We start from the raw sequence: 19338 nt of genomic DNA, 5'->3' as shown, positions 1-19338 counted from the left end.
TTCAGAGGCCAGGGACGGTCTCTGAACATTCATTCCGTCAACCCGAGTTACAACGCAGCAGCCCTGGCCTCAGCCTGATCGGCCCCCGCCACGTTACCGCGAGCCCGGCGGATATCCGCCAGCAGCAACCAGCCAGAACGCTGCATACGTTCATCGTTGCCCGCCAACGAGAGTCCCTTCAGAGTAAACTGCTCCGCAGCCCCCAGATTGTCCCCGGCAACGTAAGCCTCGGCCAACTTGAAATAGACTTCGGAAGATCTTGGCGCAATGCGCTGGGCACGTTCCAGTCGGGCGATGGCGCCGGCGGAATCACCCTGCCGAAGGCGCTGATCTGCATCACGCACCAACGTGAGCGCGGCGGCCGGCAACTGGTCACCGGATTCGCTGTAGCTGGGCGCCCGGGTGCTCGGCGAGTCCGGCTCAGTGACCGTCGGTTGCTCACTCTTGCGCCATACCTGTTCGTCCTGCTCATCAGGAATATTGGTGCGTGGTGGTTCCGGCGCCGAACGGCGGTCATCGCCCCCCACGGGCACATAGATGGAGCCGCCACCCGGCCCGGTGGCGCAACCACCGGCCAGGCCGACAAACAGGGCCAGGCAGGCTGACCGTACAATCACTTGTTTATTCATTGAAACAATCCTTCAAACCAACCTCGAATTTGCCGGCCAAGACTGCCGTTGCAGCCTGTGTGCTGTTCCGGCTCGCTGCCGGCGATAAACGGAATCAGCCGGGCATTGTCGCAGTTTTCGCCGGTCAGCGCCTGTTCGCCAGGGTTCACCCAGTGATACTGAACGCCATCGGGCATCACCGGTGAGAAACCGTGCTGGGGAATCTGCGCCATGGTGGCAGACCAGACCGGCAAGGCGCCGGAAGCCCCGGTCAACGCGGTCGGGCCGTTATCATCACGGCCGACCCAGGCGACCGCCAGCAGGTCGCCACTGAAACCGGCGAACCAGGAATCACGGCCATCGTCAGTAGTACCGGTCTTGCCCGCCAGTGTCAGGGAATCCGGTAACCGGTAGTAGGCTGACCGGCCCGTGCCTTCCTGCATGGTTTCCTGCATAACATACTGCACCAGATGCACCGCGGCAGGATCGGCCACCTGATCCACTTTCAGGCTATACCGGGACAAAGGCTCATTCGCGGCATCGGTGACTTCCCGAATGGTACGCAGGGGCGTATTGAAACCGGAGGTTGCCAGCCCCTGATACAGCTGCGCGACATCCACCGGCGACAGGGAAATGGAACCCAGAAGCATCGACGGATAATCCGAAATAGGCGTGGTCACCCCAAAGGCCCTCAGCGTCTCCTGCACCGCCGGTATGCCCACATCCAGCCCTACACGCACGGCCGGCAGGTTGTACGAACGGGACAGAGCTTCATGCAAGGGCACCAGGCCACGCTCCTTGCCATCATAGTTCTGCGGCTGCCAGCGCCGACCATCGTCAAACTCGAGGGTGAAGGCCTTATCCTGAACCGGCGAAATCAAGGTGTAGCGCTCCGGCTGAGACAGCGCCGTCAGGTAGATAAACGGCTTCACCAGCGAACCGATAGGCCTCCGGGCGTCAACTGCCCGGTTAAAACCGGCAAAGCGGGGGTCTTTGCCCCCCACCAGCGCCAACACCTCGCCGGTATCCTTGGCGGTGACAACCACCGCCGCTTCCAGCGCCTCGGCCACCTCTCCCGATGCCAGACGAGGCAAGGTATCGGTTGCGGCCTTCTCAGCGGCCTGCTGAACTTCCGGATTCAGGGTGGTGAATATTCTCAGGCCCTCGCTCTGCAGGTCTTCCTCCCGGTAGTCCCGCGCCAGATGCCGGCGCACCAGGTCGATATAGGCCGGGTAGCGATTATCGGTATAGGAGGGTTTTGCGCTGAGGCCGAGAGGCCGTGCACTCGCCTCCCTGGCTTCTTGCCCGGAAATAACCCCGGCCTCCGCCATTTCGTCCAGCACCAGGTTACGCCGCGCCGTTGCCCGTTCCGGGTGCCGGCGCGGATTGTAATAACTGGGGCCTTTGACCATGCCAATCAGCAGGGCAATCTGGTGGACATCAATGTCCTTCAGCGACTCGCCGAAGAAAAACTGGCTGGCGAGGCCAACACCATGAATGCTGCGAGTGCCTGCCTGGCCCAGATAAACTTCATTCAGGTAGGTTTCGAGGATGTCGTCCTTGTCATAATGCAACTCCAGCAATACCGACATCAGGGCTTCGTTGCCCTTGCGCAGAAGGGTTTGCTCCCGGGTCAGGAAAAAGTTCTTCACCAGTTGCTGGGTCAGTGTACTGCCGCCCTGAACTATTCGACCGGCCTTGATGTTCGCCACCATCGCCCGCGCAATGGAGAGTGGCGCGATGCCGAAATGCTCGTAGAACTGCCGGTCCTCCACAGCCATCAGACCGGCAATCATGGACTCGGGCACCTCATCCAGCTCCACCAGAATCCGATCCTCCCGATGGGACGGGTATATTCCGCCAATCTGAGCCGGCTCCAGCCGAACAATCGGAGAGCTGTCACCCTCCATCACGGAAAACGAATCTACCCGATCACCACGAACCACCAGTGACAGACGCCGTCTGGGCTCCTTGCCATCCGGGAAAGAAAAACCGCGGGTGCTGATGACAAAACGGTCGCCATTTCGCTGCCAGGTTCCGGGCCGACGCCCGTCGCCCGAGCGATAGCCTGCCAGCTCCAGTTCACGGACCAGCGCGGCGGCGCTGATACCGGCACCGTCGTAGAGTTCCAGGGGCCGGGCGTACACCCGGGAGGGCACTTCAAAGCGACGCCCTTCGAAGCGAGAGGTCACTACGGCATCGAGATAGACCATCCATCCCGCCAGCAGTACAAGGCACAGGGCAGCTGCGCGAAACAGAAAGCGCCAGAGACCGGAGCGTTTGCGGCGAGGACTGGATTCGGTTTTTTTCTTGCGGGGAGGCGTTTTTTTACTCATGGCGGGATTATATCGAAGGGGGCACCGCTATCGGCAGGTCTGGTGTGTGTTATTTCTGTAATCTGCCCGTTATAGTGGAGCCCTCCAAAAAACGAAAAATCAACAACTTCAAGGATTCCAGGAGCACAACGTGAGCGCCAACGGCCCGGATACACTGATCAAGGCACTGCAGAACCCGGAACTCTACGATCATCCGGTCAATGAATTCCGCGTGATTGAGACCCACATCTCACAGGTTCTGCTTACCGGTGACTTTGCCTACAAGATCAAGAAACCCATGGATTTCGGGTTCCTGGATTTTTCCACCCTGGAACGCCGCAAACGCTTCTGCGAGGAAGAGCTGCGACTGAACAGTCGCCTGGCGGCCGAACTCTATCTGGAGGTGGTGCCTATTACCGGCACCCCGGAACAACCTCGGCTGGGCGGTGACGGCACCCCTTTCGAGTACGCCATTCGCATGCGCCAGTTCGATCAGAGCCAGCTGTTTGATGTGCGCCAGGAACGCGACGACCTGCCTGCAGAACTGCTCACCAATCTTGCCCGCCAGGTTGCAGACTTTCACAAAAGCCTGCCGCCGGTCGCCGACGATAAGCCACTGGGCACCCCGGAGGCGGTGTATGCCGCCATGCAGGAAAACTTCGACCAGATCCGCCCCATGCTGGATGATGCCGGGTTACTGGCGCAGCTGGACAACCTGGAAGACTGGACCCGCACCACCTTCGAACGCTGCCGGGACTTAATCGCCCACAGACGGGAAAACGGGCTGGTGCGCGAGTGTCATGGCGACCTGCACCTGGCCAACATTACCGTGTTCAATGATCAGGTGACGGTGTTTGACTGCATTGAGTTCAACGAGCCGTTCCGCTGGATCGACGTGATAAATGATCTGGCTTTCCTGCTTATGGACCTGGAATCCCGCCAGGAACCGGCGCTGGCGAACCGGGTATTGAACACCTATCTGGAATACCGCGGTGATTTTGAAGGCCTGGCCTTGCTCCCCCTGTACAAGGCGTACCGCGCCATGGTGCGGGCCAAAATCGCCCTGTTCACCCTGGGCAACCCGAACCTGAGCGAGGCCGAAAAAGCCGACCTGATGCAGCGTTACCGGGATTACGCCCAACTGGCGGAGGATTACGGCGCCATTCCGAACCATTACCTGCTGGCCACCACCGGTCTCTCCGCCAGCGGCAAGACCTGCGTCAGTGCCGCCATGGCGGAGGAGCTCGGGCTGATCCGGCTGCGCTCTGACGTAGAGCGCAAACGCCTGCACGGTCTGGGGCCCCTGGACGACAGCAAATCGGGCCTGGGCACCGATCTTTACAGCCTGGAAGCAACCGAAAAAACCTACGCGCATCTGGCAGAGCTGGCCGGAGAGCTGCTGGCTTCAGGGCTGTCTGTCATTGTCGATGCGGCCTGCCTGAAAGAGAAGGAGCGGGCTCAGTTTGCCGGTGTGGCCGAAAATCAGGGGGTGCCCTTCGCTCTGCTGCATTGCGAGGCGCCGGAAGCTCTGCGCAGAGAGTGGGTGCGCAAACGCAAAGGTGATGCCTCGGAGGCAACGGAAGAGTTGCTGGATGCTCAGCAAAGCTGGTTTGAGCCGCTGACCACTGAGGAGAAAACCCACACGGTGCACCTGCACACCGAGGATGAGCACGTTGCCGAGGCGGTTGCTGATCGCATCCGCCAGCATCTGGGCATGGCCGGCCCGGCCTGATCCGAGCTGCCCTGCCATTTTGGCAGGGCGCACTATACTGACACTAAAAACAAACCCTGCTGTCCGTGCGAGGTGCAAGATGGACGATATTCAGGAAAGCGATCTCCAGCATATAGACCACCCCCTGTACGACCTGCTCCGTAGCGAGGATATGGACGCCTTTAATGCCGAGAAAGCCAAACTGAGCGAGCTTCCGAGCTTCGCCCATGGCGATTTCCGCGGGCTGGACCTGCGCGGCATGGACGCAAAGGGCCTGGATTTCCGCCATGGCTACTTCCGCGGCGCCGACCTCCGCGGCATTGATTTCTCGAAATCGAGAATGGAAGGTGCCAGCATTGCCAGCGCCAAGATTTCCGGCTGCTATTTCCCGCACCGCCTGGAAGCCGATGAAATTGTGATGTCACTCAACCACGGCACCCGCATGCGTTACGCCATCCTGCCAAAATGAGTGCTCACTTAGCCAACTGGCAAACCGTCGCGCCGGCGAGCGAGCTTGTTCCCGGCCAGTTCCTGGAATTTCGCCTGAAAGAGAAAGCGAAAGAACCGGCCGGCATGCCCCTCACCGGTTTCGCCTTTCTGGATGGCACCACTCCCCGGGCCTACCTTAACGTTTGCCCTCATCTGGGTATTGAACTGAACTGGATGCCGGGCCGATTCATGGACAGCGACAATCTGTTTATCCAGTGCTCCACTCACGGCGCCCTGTTCAAGCCCGGTACTGGTGAATGCATTGCGGGCCCCTGCCAGGGCGATGCGCTCTCCGCCCTGGACATTCGCCTGCACGATGGTGAGGTGCAGGTCAGGGTTCCAGACTGACCGGCACCTCCTCAACCAGCTCCAGGCGCCCCGAAGGGTTGCCATCTTCACCGGCCAGTGCAGCCCGATAGGCGATCACCTCCACCCCTGCTTCGCAGGCTTCTCGAAGCAGCTGACCATAGCGGGCATCAATATGATCCGCAGGCCGGACCTGCTCGATCCCGGTGTGGTTCACCACAAAAAACAGCACCGCCCGATCACCCTCTTGCACCTGAGCCATCAGTTCCCGCAGGTGTTTCTGACCGCGCTCGGTGACGGCGTCCGGGAAATAACCTTCCCCTCCTTCCGCCAAAGTAACGTTTTTTACCTCCACCCAGGCATCGGGTTCGTGGTCATGGCCAGACAACAACAGGTCGATCCGGCTTTTTTCCGAACCGTAACGCACCTCTGCCCGGCATTGGGAATAGCCGGCCAGGCTCTGCACCACCCCGGCTTCGATAGCGGCGCGGGCCTGGGCGTTGGGGCGTGCCGTATTCACGCAGGCAAGCACCCCCGGCGCAGTCTCCACCAGCTCCCAGGTGTACTGGAGCTTACGCTTGGGATTGTCACTCCGGCTCAACCACACCCGGGCATTTTCCGGCTGGCACCCCAGCATGGAACCGGTGTTGGGGCAGTGGGCGGTTACCTCAGTGCCATCCGGCAATTGCACGTCCGCCAGGAAGCGTTTGTAGCGGCGAATCAGCCGCCCTTCTACCAAAGGTTCAGGAAACTTCATGTGCTCTCCGCAAAAAGTACGTGTCACAAGGCTGGCACCCCTGTGACTTATCTGCTATTTTCCGCAAATTCCCGTTTCAGGACGAATGCTATCCAGGGTAAAACCGCGCAGCCACACTGGCGCGGAGGGAAGCAAAGCGTTCTTGTGAAGTACAAACAAGAGGCCGGGTTCAATGGCAAACACTGCAGAACAACCACGCGAACGTTTTACCAACTTCACCCCTTATGAAATGAAGAAGGGTGAAGACTACATGAGTGCGGAAATGCTCCAGCACTTCAAAGATCTGCTGCTGCAATGGAAGCAGGAGCTGATGGAAGAAGTCGACCGCACCATGCACCACATGCAGGAAGACGCAGCAAACTACGCGGATCCCAGCGATCGCGCAACCCAGGAAGAAGAGTTCAGCCTGGAACTGCGCACCCGCGACCGCGAGCGGAAGCTGATCAAGAAAATCGACCAGACTATCGATCGTATCGACAAGGACGACTACGGTTTTTGCGACCAGTGTGGTGTGGAAATCGGCATTCGTCGTCTGGAGGCCCGTCCGACGGCCACTCTGTGCATCGATTGCAAGACCCTGGCTGAGATTCGCGAACGCCAGACCGGCATCTGACGCTGCCCCGGGCCGGCGGCGTGTCCTCCGCCGGCCCTTCTACGCCTATGGCGACTTCACGTTATCGCGGGCGGTTTGCCCCTTCCCCCACCGGCCCACTGCACTTTGGTTCCCTGGTCACGGCTCTGGCCAGCTGGCTGGAAGCAAAGCTTGCCCGCGGTGACTGGCTGGTTCGCATCGAAGACCTTGACCCACTAAGGGAGCCCCCGGAAGCCACCGGCCAGATACTGCATTCACTGGAATGCCACGGCCTTTTCCCCGACGAATCCGTCCGCTTCCAGTCCCGGCGACACGACGCCTACCAAAGTGCCATCGAAACCCTGCTGGCGCAGAACAAAGCCTATCGCTGCCGGTGCTCACGCAAACAACTCAAAGACAACCACGGCTACCATCCCAATCGGTGCCGGCGAGGTGACACCAGCCCCGGGGATGGCCCACACGCCGTTCGCTTTGCCCTCGAAGAGGAAGCAAGTCACTGGCAGGACGATCTGCTTGGCCCCCAGGTACAGATGGTGCACGCCGAACTGGACGATCCGGTCATTCTGCGCAAGGAAGGTTTCTACGCCTATCAGCTGGCAGTCGTTGTCGACGATATCGACCAGGGCATCACTCATGTGGTTCGCGGCTCTGACCTGCTCGACATGACCGCGCAGCAACAACAGGTCTTCCGGGCCCTGGGTGCCGAGCCACCCCACTGGCTGCACATTCCGGTAATCGTCAACGAACAAGGCCAGAAACTCAGCAAGCAGACCCACGCTCCGGCCCTGGATGACGATCACCCTGCCCGCAATCTGTTTCTGGCACTTCAGGCCCTGGGGCAGCAACCGGAGCCGACACTCTCTCGTGCCACGGTTGAAGAGGTTCTCAGTTGGGCCGAGGCCCACTGGCAACGGAGCGCCATTCCCCTGACATCCGGGCAGGCCCATGGTATAACCGGCGGGACACTTTCGCCTTCGGACCGATAACCCGATGTATATCTACCGCCTGGTATTTCTGCTGGTACTGGCCATCTATATTTTTTCGCCCAATATCCTGGATTGGTGGACATCGCCGGAGAATGCCTGGTACAGCCCCTTCGTGATCTGGGGTGGGCTGATTGCTATCGGTTTCTGGCTGGAATGGCGGCGGGATCCCAATGAGTTTTAGCGCCACCGGCCTGCTGCTGGCCAGCCTGCTTTATCTGATCGTTCTGTTCGGCATTGCCTGGGGCACCGAACGGGGCACGTTATTGCGCCGCTGGGTTCGTCACCCGCTGATCTATACCCTCAGCCTTGGGGTTTATGCCGGCATCTGGGCCGTTTATGGCGCCATTGGTATGGCGGCGGACTCCGGCTACGGCTTCCTGGCCTATTACCTGGGCATCAGCGGCGCGTTCCTGCTGGCACCGGTTCTGCTCAACCCGATTCTCCGCATAGGCCGCGCCTACCAGCTGACGTCGTTGGCCGATCTTTTTGCCTATCGTTACCGCAGCCAGTGGGCGGGCACCCTGGTTACCCTGTGTTCGGCTGCGGCCATTCTGGCCTTGCTGAGCATGCAGATTCAGGCAGTCTCGGTTTCCGCCAGCCTGCTCGCCCCGGATGCGCCGCCGAAAGTGATCAGCGTCATGTTCAGCCTGATCGTGGTGCTGTTCACCATGCTGTTTGGTGCCCGTCGCCATCAGGCCTCCGGCAACCATCAGGGGCTGGTACTGGCCATCGCCTTCGACTCCCTGGTGAAAGTGGTTGCCCTCCTGGTTTTAGGCGGCGTTATCCTGTTCTCCGTTTTCGGTGGTACCAACGGGCTTGAGGCCTGGTTGGCGGAAACTTCACATCCGGAAGCCACCATGACCATGGCAATCAATGACGGAAGCTGGCGGGCACTGCTGCTGATGTCGTTCGCCGCAGCCCTGGTGCTCCCCCACATGTACCACATGACTTTCAGTGAGAACCCGTCCCCCCGGGCCCTCGCAAAGGCCAGCTGGGGGCTGCCACTGTACCTGCTGCTGGTCGGCCTGCCGGTGCCGCTGATTGTCTGGGGTGGCCAGGCGCTGTCGGTTGACGCTCCGCCGGCCTTTTTCAGTATCGGCGTAGCCCAGGCCCTGGAGAGCCCCGTCCTGACCATGGCCATGTACATTGCCGGACTTTCCGCCGCCAGCGGACTGATGATCGTCAGTACCCTGGCCCTGTCCGGCATGGTGCTTAACCACGTTGTTCTGCCGCTCAAGACGCCCCGGGATCAAGGTGACATCTATCGCTGGCTGCAGTGGGTCAAACGCCTACTGATTGCCGTCATCCTGTTTCTGGCCCTGCTGTTCCATGAAACCATTGGCCAGCACCTGGACCTGTCTATTCTGGGCGCCATCTCGCTCTCCGGCACACTGCAGCTGCTGCCGGGCGCGCTTGGCGTCATCTACTGGCCGGAAGGCAACCGCCGTGGCCTGATTGCCGGCCTGTTTACCGGCCTGTTCATCTGGTTGATCACCTTGGTGTTGCCGTTCTCGGTGGCGGCAGACATCCTGTCCTGGCTTGAGTTGCCGGTTACGCCCGGCTACGACAACTGGCACCTGTTCACCTTCGTCAGCCTGACCGCCAACATCAGTGTGTTCGCGCTGGTCTCAATTCTCAGCCCGGCATCACCGGAGGAAACCAGTGCCGCTCAGGCGTGCTCGCTGGGCGCCCTGTCCCGGCCGCAGCGGCGGGAACTGCTGGCAGCATCCTCCAACGAATTCGTGCAGCAACTGGCCGAGCCACTGGGCATCCGGGTCGCCCGCCGGGAAGTGGAGCGGGCCCTGAACCAGCTCAAGCTACCCAATGTCGAGTTCCGGCCTTACCAGTTGCGGCGGTTGCGGGATCAAGTGGAAATCAACCTGTCTGGCCTGTTGGGGCCTTCGGTCGCCCGGGACATCGTCAAGCGCCACCTGGGCTTCAAACCGCTCACCCATGGAGGTACCGGGCAGGATATTCGCTATGTGGAGCGAGCGCTGGGCGATTACCAGAATCAGCTCACCGGCCTGGCCGGCGAACTGGACAACCTTCGCCGCCACTACCGGCAGACCCTGCAGAACCTGCCCATCCCCGCCTGTTCAGTGGGTGAAGACGGCGAGATTCTGATGTGGAATCATGCCATGGAAAGCCTCACCAACATTTCCGCCGAGGAAGTGGTCGGGGCCAAGCTGCTGGCCCTGCCGGAGCACTGGCACGCCCTGCTGGACGATTTCAATCGAGGCGACGACCTGCACCGCTACAAGCACAGGCTGGATCTTCGCGGCAAGCCACATTGGCTGAACCTGCACAAGGCGACACTGAGCGGCCCGGATCACACCGAAGGCGGCTCGATCATCCTGGTGGAGGACCAGACCGAAACCCGCTTACTGGAAGATGAATTGATGCACAGCGAACGACTGGCCTCCGTGGGGCGCCTCGCGGCCGGCGTCGCTCACGAAATCGGTAATCCCGTCACCGGCATCTCGTCTCTGGCCCAGAACCTGAAACTGGAAACCGATGATCCGTCCATTCTGGAAACTGCAGACCAGATTCAGCAGCAGACCCGACGCATTTCCACCATCCTGCAGTCGCTGATGAACTTCGCACGTACCGGCAACCACGCCCACGCCAACCGTTATGAGCCGGTCAGCCTGCACCGCTGCATTGATGAATCCATCAACCTGCTGTCGCTCAGTGACAAGGGGCTCGGCATCAGTTTTCTGAACGAGTGCCCCGCCAGCCTGCAGGTGCTGGGAGATGAACAACGGCTGGTGCAGGTATTCATCAACCTGCTGGCCAACGCCCGGGACGCCTCCCCAGACGGCGGTACCATCCGGGTTGCTGGAAAGGCCGACGGCTACTCCGCTATCATCGAGGTCATTGACGAAGGCTCCGGCATACCGGCAGACCAGCTGGATCATATTTTCGAACCGTTTTACACCACCAAGGCCCCCAACAAAGGAACCGGGCTTGGCCTGTCACTGGTGTACAGCATCATTGAAGAGCACTATGGCAACATTCAGGTGGAAAGCCCGGCCAATCCGGAAACCGGCCTGGGCACCTGCGTGAGACTCCGCCTGCCTGCCTACGAGCCTGATACCGACAGCGGTTACAGCAGCCCGAACGAAAGGTCGTGAACACCCTATGCCCCGTATTCTGATTGTTGAAGACGAAGACATTATCCGCTCGGCGGTTCGCAAACTTCTCCAGCACGCCGGCTATGAGGTGGCAGATGCTGTCTCGGTGGAAGAAGCCGAGGGCCTCGACCCGGACAGCTTCGACCTGGTCATCACCGATCTGCGCCTGCCAGGCGCCGCCGGTACGGAAATGATCAACCGCGCCCCCAACACGCCGGTACTGATCATGACCAGTTATGCCAGTTTGCGGTCCGCAGTTGACTCCATGAAGATGGGCGCCGTGGACTACATTGCCAAACCCTTCGACCATGACGAAATGCTCGCGGCTGTAGAGAATATTCTGGCACGCAAGTCTTCGGCTTCCGATGAAATAACCGGCCCTGGTGATGCCGCCCGCACGAGCGGGCCCGACTCGGACCCATCCGAGATCATGTTTGGCCAGTGTGAGCCCATGCAGAAGGTGTTCACCCTGATTCGCAAAGTCGCCCCCACCGAGACCACAGTGCTTATCCAGGGCGAATCCGGTACCGGTAAAGAACTGGCGGCACGGGCTCTGCACCTGCTCAGCCCGCGAGCCAGCAAACCGCTCATCTCCGTAAACTGCGCGGCCATTCCCGAAAGCCTGATCGAATCGGAACTGTTTGGCCACGAGAAAGGCGCCTTTACCGGCGCCGTCTCGGCCCGCACCGGGCTGATTGAAGCGGCAGACGGCGGCAGTCTGTTCCTGGATGAAATCGGCGAACTACCTGCCGAAGCCCAGGCCCGATTGCTGCGGGTGTTGCAGGAAAGCGAGATTCGCAAAGTGGGCTCGACCCAGAGCCGGACCGTGGACGTGCGGATGATCGCCGCCACCCACCGAAACCTGAAAGCCATGACCAGAACCGGCGAGTTCCGGGAAGACCTTTACTACCGACTGAATGTGATGCAGATCCGCATACCGCCCCTGCGGGAACGTCGCGCCGACATTCTGGGCCTGGCCCGCCGGTTCCTGAAACGCCAGGCCAGCAAGCTTGGTCGCCCGGAGCTGTCTCTGAGCCCCGAGGCTATGCAGGCACTGGAACGCTATCGCTGGCCCGGCAACGTCCGGGAACTGGAAAACGCCATCGAACGAGCCTCAATCCTGACCGATGGCGATGTCATTACCCCGGCGGTACTGGACCTGGACAGCGACTCCGCCGACGAGTACATCCCGGAAACACTGGTTGAAGGCAATAATGAACAAACCCCTGCAAGGGATGTTGATTCGTCCAACGATCTGTCGCTGGAGGATTACTTCCAACACTTTGTGCTTGAAAATCAGGACCGGATGAGCGAGACCGAGCTGGCGCAGAAGCTGGGCATCAGCCGAAAGTCACTTTGGGAGCGTCGGCAACGCCTGGGCATTCCCCGCAAAAAAGCCTGACCCAAAGAATGAACCCAGAATCAGTTGTTACCGCCTGTTCCTCTCGGTAACACTTCCTGTCCAGATCATGAGACCCAGGTAACACTTTCAGGAGATACGGGGTAACACTTACATACCTCTTTTTCATAACCCCCTGTTTAAAAAGGCTTTTAGAAAACTGGCACGACCACTGCACTCTAATAAGCGCACAACAACAAAAACAAAAGTGACAACGCAGCGCCAAAACAAAAACAAATAGCTGCACGAGCGCCCGGCAACAAAAACAAGAACAGGGTGCAAGCGAACTGAGTGTTTTGGGTACTATGCTTTTTAGGGGTCCCACGACACGTGCGAGTTGTAGATGTAGAGAAGAATCGTCTTCCAGGCGACACTGCAGATACTCCCATAACCCGCACCGTGTTACTGGCCGCTCTATGTATTCAAAGCTTTCCGTTTGCATTGCTTAAGGTCCTTATCTTGGGGACAACACAGTGGGGTAAAAGAATCAAAAAGAATCCCGGCAACAACAAAAACAATGCAGATCGTCAACGCTTTCAGGGCGGATTCGTGGAAACGGATCCGCCTTTTGATTTTCCGGACTGCCAAAAACAGCCTTCCCTCAACAGGCCTCCATGACCACTTTATTCACTGGCATTTCCGTCAAACATGTGCAATTCCTGCGCAAACCGTTAAAATCCCCGTTTTTGCGCTTCGCAAACACGGAATTCCATGCCTAAACGACTTGTTGAAAAACTACGCTCCTTCATTCCCGGCAACGGGAAGAAGAAAGCCCGCCACTACCAGCGGCAGGAGATCCCGCGGGATCAGCACAATGTCTCCCGCTCCATGATCAGTGAACCGGCCAAGAAGGTACTGCACCGTCTGAACAAGTCCGGCTACGAGGCCTATCTGGTGGGCGGTGGCGTTCGCGACATTCTACTTGGCGGACACCCCAAAGACTTCGACATAGCCACCAACGCAACACCCGAAGAAGTTCACGACCTGTTCCGGAACTCCCGCCTGATTGGTCGCCGCTTTCGCATTGTGCACGTGGTGTTCGGGCGGGAAATCATCGAAGTAACCACCTTCCGCGGTAATGCCCGGGATACCGATGACGACCTGGCCGACGACGAGCACAAGACCAGTGAACATGGTCTGTTACTGCGGGATAATGTCTATGGCAATCAGGAAGAAGACGCACTTCGGCGCGACTTCACCATCAATGCGTTGTATTACTGCATCCGGGATTTCTCCATTATCGACTTTGCCAACGGCGTGCAGGATCTGAAAAACCGTCAGATCCGCCTGATTGGCGACCCGGAAACCCGCTATCGGGAAGATCCCGTGAGAATGCTGCGCGCCATTCGTTTTGCGGCCAAACTGGACTTCCAGATTGAGCCGGAAACCGAGGCCCCCATTCGGGAGCTGGCCCCACTGTTGGCGCACATCCCTCCGGCCCGGCTGTTCGATGAAGTCCTCAAACTGTTCTCCGCCGGCCACGGCGAGGCAACCTATCGCCTGCTTCAGAACTATGGTCTGCTGGCCCCACTGTTCCCGGAGACCGCCCGGGCACTGGATGCCGGCGAACCCGATGAACTGATACTGCAAGCCCTTCGCAACACCGATGCCCGGATTGCCCAGGGCAAATCAGTGACCCCGTATTTCCTGTTTGCGGCCATGCTCTGGCCGGCTCTGCAGGTGGAATGGCGCAGGCGCCAGGACAATGGCGATCCGGTTCAGCCGGCGCTGCACGGCGCCATCGGCAAGGTGATCGGCCGCCAGGTGCAGGCAACCGCGATACCGAAACGTTTCTCGGGCCCCATGAAAGAAATCTGGGAACTGCAGATGCGGCTACCCCGTCGCCAGGGCAAACGAGCGTTCGGTACCATGACCCATCCGCGCTTCCGGGCGGCCTACGATTTTCTGCTGGTGCGGGAAGCCGCGGGCGAAATTGAGCCGGGCCTCGGGCAATGGTGGACGGAATTCCAGCAGGCGGATGAGCGTGCGCAGGAAAAAATGCTTTCCGAGCTGGGCTCCGGTGGTCCGAAAAAGCGCCGTCGCAAGCGCAAACCTGCAAGAAAACCGCCCCAGCCATGACTGTCGATGCCTATATTGGGCTGGGCAGCAATCTGGAACAGCCTGCAGCCCAACTGGCAAGAGCCGTGTCGGAACTCGCGGGCTTACCCAAATCCACACTGGTAGCGCAATCTCCGTTCTATGCCAGCCGCCCCGTCGGCCCGCAGGATCAACCAGATTTCGTTAACGGTGCCGTTCATCTGCGTACCGATCTTTCTGCCCACGAACTGCTGGATTGCCTGCAAGCCATTGAACAGGCCCACGGCCGTGAGCGACTGAGGCACTGGGGACCACGCACCCTGGATCTGGATCTGCTGCTGTTTGGTCAGACAACCCTCAACGACGCACGCCTGACCGTTCCCCACGCGGAACTGGCCAACCGTGATTTCGTCCTGCAACCCCTGCTGGACCTGGCCCCGGAACTGGCACTGCCGGACGGCACCAGCGTTGCGGAACTGCGCCGACATTGCCCGGACAACCAGCTGCGCAGGCTGCCAGCCCAGGCGCACCCCTGACCAGGTTCCTTATGGCATCCAGGTGCGGAAGAGCATGCTACTCTTGTGTCTGATATACCCGGGATTTACATTAACGCTCTGAGCACCGGTCGACCCCGGTCCAAAACTGGCCCATCCACCCAAAAGGCAAGGATCCTATGGCAGTTACCATCAATACCCTGCGGGAATACAAGCAAAAAGGCGAAGCCTTCTCGGCACTGACCTCCTATGATGCAACCTTTGCTCAGGTTGTCAGCGAGGCTGGCGTTGATGTCATCCTGATTGGCGACTCTCTTGGTATGGTGCTGCAAGGCCACGACAGTACGCTCCCGGTGACCATGGATCAGATGGTGTATCACACCAGCTGTGTCGCCCGCGGTAACAAAGGCGCCCTGATCATGGCTGATATGCCGTTCATGTCTTACGGTACCGTTGCCGATGCACTGGACAATGCTGCGGAGCTGATGCGCGCCGGCGCCCACATGGTCAAGCTGGAAGGCACCGACTGGATGAAGGACACCATCGAAGCCCTGAGTGAACGTGGTGTGCCTGTTTGTGCCCACCTGGGCCTGACGCCACAGTTCGTCAACAAGTTCGGCGGCTACAAGGTACAGGGACGTGATGAGAAGGCCGCCGAGGCCATGATTGAGCATGCTTGCGAACTGGAAGCCGCCGGCGCCGATCTCATCCTTCTGGAGTGTGTACCGGCCCCGCTCGCCGCTCGTATCACCCAGGCCGTGAAGGCGCCGGTCATCGGCATCGGAGCAGGCTCGGATACCGATGGCCAGGTACTGGTACTGCACGACATGCTGGGCGTCACCACCGGCCGCAAACCCCGTTTCGTGAAGAACTTCCTCGCCGAGACCGACTCCATCCCGGAAGCCATTGCGGCTTATGCCCAAGCCGTCAAAGCACGCACTTTCCCAGCCGAGGAGCATACGTTCAAGGCATGAGAACCGTACACTCACTCAAAGAACTGCGCACGATTCTGCGGGGCTATCGCCAGCAGGGCAAGACCATCGGCCTGGTACCCACCATGGGCAACCTGCACGAGGGCCATATCTCGCTGGTGCGCAAGGCGGCCGAGGCCTCCGATATCGTCGTCACCAGTATTTTCGTGAACCCGATGCAGTTCGGAGCCAATGAAGACCTGGACACCTACCCGCGAACCCTGGTTGAAGACCAGGAAAAGCTGGCGGCAGCGGGCAATACTCTGGTCTTTGCCCCGGGCGTTGAAGAGATCTACCCGGAAGGGCTCGCCAATCAGACCAAGGTGGTGGTTCCCGAAGTCAGCGAGGGCCACTGTGGCGCCAGCCGGCCGGGCCACTTTGAAGGCGTGGCCACCGTGGTTACCATGTTGTTCAACATGGTCCAGCCCGACATTGCCGTGTTTGGCGAAAAGGATTTTCAGCAGTTGGCGGTGATACGCAAACTTGCCCGGGATCTGATGATTCCGGTGGAAGTGATTGGCGCGCCGACGGTGCGGGAAGACGATGGCCTGGCGAAGAGCTCCCGTAACGGCTATCTGTCCGAGCAGGAGCGGGGCATCGCTCCGGTGGTGTTCCGAACACTCCGTCATACCGCTGACCAGTTGGCACAGGGACGCACCGACTACAGCATCCTCGAGCAGGAGGCACGCGATGCACTGTCTGAGGCAGGGCTCAGGCCGGACTACTTCAACATCGTCAACAGCCTGACCCTGAAGCCCGCCAGCAAGGATGACCGCGAGCTCACACTACTGGTCGCAGCGTTCCTGGGTACCACCCGTTTGATTGATAACCTCTCGATCACGCGCTGAAACCTCACTATGGAGCCTCACCCCCAGACAACGGAAGGGACCCCCTGATGCCTGAGAAACACCCTGCGCTCACCAGCCGAGCAGAATGGCAAGCTCTCAACGATGCCAAAGCCCGGCTCGAACACCTACCCATGCGGGAGCTGTTTCAGCAGGATCCGGGCCGTGCCCAGCGTTACCTGGTAGAGGGTGCAGGCCTGTCGCTGGATTTCTCCCGCAACCGGCTGACGGACGAAGTGCTGGAGGCTCTGCTCAACCTGGCTCGGGCCTGTGGTCTGGAGGAACGTCGTACGGCCTTGTTCCGGGGCGGTCTGGTGAACCTCACGGAACAACGCCCCGCCCTGCACACCGCCCTTCGTGAGGGTGAACAGGGCGAGGTTCGGGTGAACGGCGACAACGTCATTCCCGAAATCCATCGCACACTGGGGAAGATGGAAGCGCTGGTTGAAAGCATTCACAGTGGTGAACGCACCGGCCACTCCGGCGCCCGTTTTACCGACGTTGTCAGTATTGGCATCGGAGGCTCGTTTCTCGGGCCGAAGCTGGCCGTCGAGGCGCTACGCCCGTACTGGCAGGGCTCCATTAACTGTCACTTTGTCGCCAACATCGATGGCACCGACATTACCGAAACCCTGGCATGCCTGAATCCGGACACCACGCTGTTTCTGGTGCAGTCAAAATCCTTCCGTACCCAGGAAACCCTGGAGAACAGCCTGCTCGCCCGGCAATGGTTTCTCGATAATGGAGGCAACGAGGCCGCGGTCTCCCAGCATTTCATGGCAGTCACGGCCAACGTTGAAGAAGCGACCCGATTCGGCATCGAGCCGGCCAACACCTTTCCCATGTGGGACTGGGTGGGTGGCCGCTACTCCCTGTGGTCTGCCATCGGCCTGCCAATTGCGTTAACGCTTGGCATGGCGGCATTCCGGGAGCTGCTGGCCGGTGCACATGCCATGGACACCCATTTCAGGGAAGCGCCCGAGCGGGAAAACCTGCCGGTCATCATGGCCATGCTCAGCGTGTGGTACAACAATTTCTGGGGCGCCGAGAGCCATGCGGTACTGCCCTATGACGAATACCTGAAATACCTGCCGGAGCACCTTCAGCAGCTGGATATGGAGAGTAACGGCAAGCGCGTAACCCAGAATGGCATCAGCGTGGATTACCCTACCGGGCCCGTGCTCTGGGGCGGCGTGGGAGCTAACGGCCAGCACGCATATCACCAACTGATTCATCAGGGTACCCGGCTGATTCCTGCCGACTTCATCATTCCCCTGAGGTCCCACAATCCGGTGGCCAGCCACCATGCTGCTCTGTTTGCCAATTGTCTGTCTCAGGCACGGGCCATGATGGCCGGAAAGACGGAAGCAGAGGCCGAACAGGAACTGCTGGCCGGCGGTCTTGATGGTGATGCCGCCCGCCAGCTGGCCCCACACAAGGCCATTCCCGGTAACCGGCCCTGCAACATCCTGCTGATGGAACGCCTGACTCCGCACACCCTGGGGGCACTGATTGCACTTTATGAACACCGCACCTTCGTGCAGAGCGTGATCTGGGATATTGATTGCTTTGATCAATGGGGCGTGGAGCTGGGCAAACAGATTGGCAACGAAATTCTTCCGAAACTGCTGGGCGAGAGTGAAGATGGCAGCGCTGGAGACAGCGCCACCGACAACCTGATCCGGTTATTCCGCGACCGCTCCGGAACTTGAGATCTGACGCCCCTGCCAGGTGAAATCGACGGGCCAGAGCTTCTGGTCCTTCTGGTAAGACTGCCAGAGGCTGCGATAGCTCTCTCCGCACACGGGGTGCAATTCGTCCGGAGCAATATCGGCCAGCGGCCTCAGGACAAATGCGTTTTTTAGGATTTCAGCCCGGGGCAGTTCAACCCCATCAAGGGTGCCGGTCGCATCGCCCCAGGTGAGAATATCCAGATCCAGAGTCCTTGGACTGAACTTGGGCGCCGAAGCTTTGCGGCCGTTGTCTGCCTCGAGTTTTTTGAAGCGCCGGGAAAGCTCTCCTACCGACATATCGGTATCCACACCCACCACCAGGTTCAGAAAATCCGAGCCATCGAAGCCGACCGATTCGCTCTCGTAAACCGGAGAAATGGCCAGTTCTCCAAACCAACCGGCCAGAGCATCCAGCGCCGCGCTGACATGGCGATAGCGTTCAATATTACTGCCGATACTGATGTATACACGTTTCATGCCCGTGCCCCCCGCTCAATTCTCACGCCCACCGAGCGTGCGGCCGGCACAGCACCGGGCTTGCTCAACGTCAGCCTCAGCCAACGCACGCCAAACTCGCTCTGCAGCAAACGGGCAACTTCCTCTGCGGCCCGCTCCAGCAACTCCGGCTGCAGCGTTTGCAGGCACTGACTGACCCGCTCGCTAACGGCGGCGTAATCAAGTGCATCGGCAACATCGTCACTGGCGCCGGGCACCGAGTTATCCCACGCCAGTTCCAGATCCACCAGTAGCCGCTGTGTGACTTCACGTTCCCAATCGTACACCCCGATCACGGTTTCCACCGCCAGTCCTTCGATCAGGACTGTGTCCCATTTGCCATTTGCCAAACCGGTCTCCCGAGCCTTCCACTGATGGCTGATTGAATATTACACAGGCAGACGATACTGTGACGGACAACCAGCCTGCCTTGATGCGGGCGGCATTTTCTCACAGAACACAGGGC

The 19338-nt window shown here is 59.7% G+C and carries 19 protein-coding genes; 14 read left to right on the top strand and 5 right to left on the bottom strand.

Features of this window, described 5'->3' with window-relative positions; all coding sequences use genetic code 11:
• Positions 1–47 precede the first annotated feature (47 nt).
• Positions 48–629 carry a tetratricopeptide repeat protein gene (locus tag QPL98_RS10010; protein ID WP_141068055.1) on the bottom strand — a complete coding sequence of 194 codons (582 nt, stop codon included), beginning with the start codon at positions 627–629 and terminating at the stop codon, positions 48–50.
• Positions 626–2944 carry a penicillin-binding protein 1B gene (gene mrcB / locus QPL98_RS10005; protein WP_286714532.1) on the bottom strand — a complete coding sequence of 773 codons (2319 nt, stop codon included), beginning with the start codon at positions 2942–2944 and terminating at the stop codon, positions 626–628. Before mrcB ends, QPL98_RS10010 begins: the two co-directional genes overlap by 4 nt.
• A 130-nt stretch (positions 2945–3074) precedes the next feature.
• On the opposite strand from mrcB, the gene QPL98_RS10000 reads away from it, so the two are divergent.
• From QPL98_RS10000 to QPL98_RS09990, 3 genes are all read left to right on the top strand, one after another.
• On the top strand, positions 3075–4655 hold the full coding sequence (locus QPL98_RS10000) for a bifunctional aminoglycoside phosphotransferase/ATP-binding protein (RefSeq protein WP_303293179.1): 1581 nt from the start codon (positions 3075–3077) through the stop codon (positions 4653–4655).
• 79 nt (positions 4656–4734) lie between these two features.
• Positions 4735–5103: a pentapeptide repeat-containing protein gene (locus QPL98_RS09995; protein ID WP_011784207.1), complete on the top strand. Its 369-nt coding sequence runs from the start codon at positions 4735–4737 to the stop codon at positions 5101–5103.
• Positions 5100–5471: a Rieske 2Fe-2S domain-containing protein gene (locus tag QPL98_RS09990; protein ID WP_199453105.1), complete on the top strand. Its 372-nt coding sequence runs from the start codon at positions 5100–5102 to the stop codon at positions 5469–5471. Before QPL98_RS09995 ends, QPL98_RS09990 begins: the two co-directional genes overlap by 4 nt.
• Here QPL98_RS09990 and sfsA read toward each other — a convergent pair.
• The gene (gene sfsA, locus QPL98_RS09985) at positions 5455–6186 is read right to left on the bottom strand and encodes a DNA/RNA nuclease SfsA (protein ID WP_113880572.1); all 732 of its coding nucleotides are present in this window, start codon (positions 6184–6186) and stop codon (positions 5455–5457) included. The two genes, QPL98_RS09990 and sfsA, sit on opposite strands and share 17 nt — an antisense overlap.
• Before the next feature lie 172 nt (positions 6187–6358).
• On the opposite strand from sfsA, the gene dksA reads away from it, so the two are divergent.
• The 11 genes from dksA to pgi all read left to right on the top strand — a co-directional run bounded on the left by dksA (position 6359) and on the right by pgi (position 18356).
• Entirely contained in the window at positions 6359–6799 is a 441-nt protein-coding gene (dksA, locus tag QPL98_RS09980; protein ID WP_011784204.1) for an RNA polymerase-binding protein DksA, read from the top strand.
• A 47-nt stretch (positions 6800–6846) separates the two neighbouring features.
• Positions 6847–7764 (top strand): tRNA glutamyl-Q(34) synthetase GluQRS, encoded by a 918-nt coding sequence (gluQRS, locus tag QPL98_RS09975; protein ID WP_303293178.1) that lies wholly within the window; start codon positions 6847–6849, stop codon positions 7762–7764.
• A 4-nt stretch (positions 7765–7768) separates the two neighbouring features.
• The gene (locus QPL98_RS09970) at positions 7769–7945 is read left to right on the top strand and encodes a hypothetical protein (protein WP_011784202.1); all 177 of its coding nucleotides are present in this window, start codon (positions 7769–7771) and stop codon (positions 7943–7945) included.
• Positions 7935–10898 (top strand): ATP-binding protein, encoded by a 2964-nt coding sequence (locus tag QPL98_RS09965; protein ID WP_303293177.1) that lies wholly within the window; start codon positions 7935–7937, stop codon positions 10896–10898. Before QPL98_RS09970 ends, QPL98_RS09965 begins: the two co-directional genes overlap by 11 nt.
• A 7-nt stretch (positions 10899–10905) precedes the next feature.
• Positions 10906–12300, top strand: coding sequence for a sigma-54 dependent transcriptional regulator (locus QPL98_RS09960; RefSeq protein WP_121208295.1), 1395 nt, complete (start codon positions 10906–10908; stop codon positions 12298–12300).
• 327 nt (positions 12301–12627) lie between these two features.
• A complete protein-coding gene (locus tag QPL98_RS09955; RefSeq protein ID WP_273030069.1) occupies positions 12628–12915 on the top strand; it encodes a hypothetical protein in 288 nt (95 codons plus the stop codon).
• Positions 12916–13008: 93 nt separating this feature from the next.
• Positions 13009–14376, top strand: coding sequence for a polynucleotide adenylyltransferase PcnB (pcnB, locus tag QPL98_RS09950; RefSeq protein ID WP_273030067.1), 1368 nt, complete (start codon positions 13009–13011; stop codon positions 14374–14376).
• Complete coding sequence (gene folK, locus QPL98_RS09945) at positions 14373–14870, top strand: 2-amino-4-hydroxy-6-hydroxymethyldihydropteridine diphosphokinase (protein WP_121208294.1); 498 nt, start codon at positions 14373–14375, stop codon at positions 14868–14870. The genes pcnB and folK (QPL98_RS09945) overlap by 4 nt, the downstream gene beginning before the upstream one ends.
• A 137-nt stretch (positions 14871–15007) precedes the next feature.
• Positions 15008–15802, top strand: a complete 795-nt coding sequence (panB, locus tag QPL98_RS09940) for a 3-methyl-2-oxobutanoate hydroxymethyltransferase (protein WP_011784197.1) — start codon at positions 15008–15010, stop codon at positions 15800–15802.
• Complete coding sequence (gene panC, locus QPL98_RS09935; RefSeq protein WP_011784196.1) at positions 15799–16647, top strand: pantoate--beta-alanine ligase; 849 nt, start codon at positions 15799–15801, stop codon at positions 16645–16647. The genes panB and panC overlap by 4 nt, the downstream gene beginning before the upstream one ends.
• A gap of 47 nt (positions 16648–16694) precedes the next feature.
• On the top strand, positions 16695–18356 hold the full coding sequence (pgi, locus tag QPL98_RS09930) for a glucose-6-phosphate isomerase (RefSeq protein ID WP_303293176.1): 1662 nt from the start codon (positions 16695–16697) through the stop codon (positions 18354–18356).
• Here the strand turns inward: pgi and folK (QPL98_RS09925) are convergent.
• Both folK (QPL98_RS09925) and folB read right to left on the bottom strand, forming a co-directional pair.
• A complete protein-coding gene (gene folK, locus QPL98_RS09925; RefSeq protein WP_011784194.1) occupies positions 18330–18854 on the bottom strand; it encodes a 2-amino-4-hydroxy-6-hydroxymethyldihydropteridine diphosphokinase in 525 nt (174 codons plus the stop codon). The two genes, pgi and folK (QPL98_RS09925), sit on opposite strands and share 27 nt — an antisense overlap.
• Entirely contained in the window at positions 18851–19222 is a 372-nt protein-coding gene (folB, locus tag QPL98_RS09920) for a dihydroneopterin aldolase (protein ID WP_014420448.1), read from the bottom strand. The genes folK (QPL98_RS09925) and folB overlap by 4 nt, the downstream gene beginning before the upstream one ends.
• Between the last annotated feature and the right edge of the window lie 116 nt (positions 19223–19338).

It is taken from the genome of Marinobacter sp. ST-43, from assembly GCF_030541085.1.
Classification (GTDB): domain Bacteria; phylum Pseudomonadota; class Gammaproteobacteria; order Pseudomonadales; family Oleiphilaceae; genus Marinobacter; species Marinobacter nauticus.
This window is presented reverse-complemented; position numbering and strand designations above follow the sequence as displayed.